The following is a 1,628-nucleotide window of genomic DNA, read 5'->3' as shown; positions in this document are numbered from 1 at the left end:
TGTATATGGCATAATTGAAATGTAGTTTAAGGCAGTTAATTCATGTTGGTCAAATCCGGCCAAAAATATACAAAAAACCACTTGCCAACACTCAAAAATAACTTTAAACTCCTCGTTAGACCAATAACGTTTGACAGGAGGATATTTAGGAGATGTTAGCAGTGGCTGAAGTAAATTATATCAGATATGAAGTGAATCAAAAAGGAGAAAGTTATGCGAGTGTTAGTCGCAAGACAGGTATTGATGCTCGTACAGTAAAAAAATATGCCAATCAAGAAGACTTTGAAGTTAAAAAACCCCAGTGCCGAAAGGCACCCGTCATGGATCCAGTAAAACCGATTCTTGATGAGTGGTTGAATGAGGATTCTAAAAAGAAACGGAAATATCGCCGCACGGCGAAACGTTTATTTCAACAGCTTGTGGAAGAGCACGATTTTAAAGGATCTGAGAGAAGTGTTCGCCAGTATGTTTCTAAACGAAAAAAAGAATTAAAAACAATGATTGATCAAGCAGCTTTACCTTTGGAATCTATCCCTGGAACAGCACAAGTGGATTTTGGAACGGCTCCGTTTGTTTATCAATCAGAATCGATGGAGTTACCCTATTTGGTGATGTCATTTCCTTTCAGTAATACTTTTTATTTTCAAGTTTTTCCTTCGGAAAATGCGGAGTGTTTGCTCGAAGGGTTACAACGTATGTTTCATCATATGGGTGGGGTTCCGAGAACCATTCGATTTGATAACTTTAGACCCGCAGTTAAAAAGATATTAGGCAAAGGAGAGCGAAAGCTCACGGATGTGTTTGAACGTTTTGTGGGGCATTATGGCTTTCATTATGAGTTTTGCAATCCAGGTAAGGGGAACGAAAAAGGTCATGTCGAAGCGATGGTGAAGTACGTAAGAAATAATTTCTTATTGCCGGAATGTCATATTGAAGATTTAGATCAATTTAATGAAACGTTATGGCAAAAAGCTGAGGATGATCGCGATCGTTCTCATTACAAAAAAGATGTGGCAATAGATGCGCTTTATCAAGAGGATTGCGCACAATGGCTTCTCCTACCGGAGAAAGCTTTTGATTGTGTACGTTATGAAGTAGTTAAAGCTGATAAATATGGTTTTATTACTGTGGATAAAAAGCAATACTCCAGTTCACCTCGATTTGCCGGGGATAAGTTAACCGTTGCGATCACATATAATTCAGTCATTGTTTTAAATGAGCAACATGAAGCTGTGGTTCATCATTCAAGACTCTATGGTGTTAGACGACAATCAATGGTCTGGCAACCCTATCTTGATTTATTATCTCGCCGTCCACGAGCGATAAAATACACCAGTATCTATGAACATTTTCCAGAAGAATGGACACAATACTTGAAAGCTTGTACAGAAGATGAACAAAAAGAAGCTTTAAGACTATTAGGTACGCTACTTAAAAATAATGACTTCACTCTACTGAATCAGGCACTCAATGATGTATCAGCACAAGGACATCCAAGTGTTGACCAAATTAAACATCGATTCTATTCACTCGTTAATAATCAAGAAGATTATTCAACATACACGCCTCAAATGTCTTTACCTGATATGCCTGATATCACAAGAGGCCTTGATCATTACGATGCCCTC

General features: G+C 38.1%; 1 protein-coding gene. It reads left to right on the top strand.

The window, feature by feature from the left end; translation table 11 throughout:
* Positions 1 to 152: 152 nt before the first annotated feature.
* Positions 153 to 1,628 (top strand): IS21 family transposase (gene istA / locus BM390_RS15130; protein WP_089855775.1); only part of this gene is annotated, 1,476 nt, incomplete at its 3' end.

The sequence above is a fragment of the Halolactibacillus miurensis genome (assembly GCF_900116255.1).
In the GTDB taxonomy this organism is placed as follows: Bacteria; Bacillota; Bacilli; order Bacillales; family Amphibacillaceae; genus Halolactibacillus; species Halolactibacillus miurensis.
This window is presented reverse-complemented; position numbering and strand designations above follow the sequence as displayed.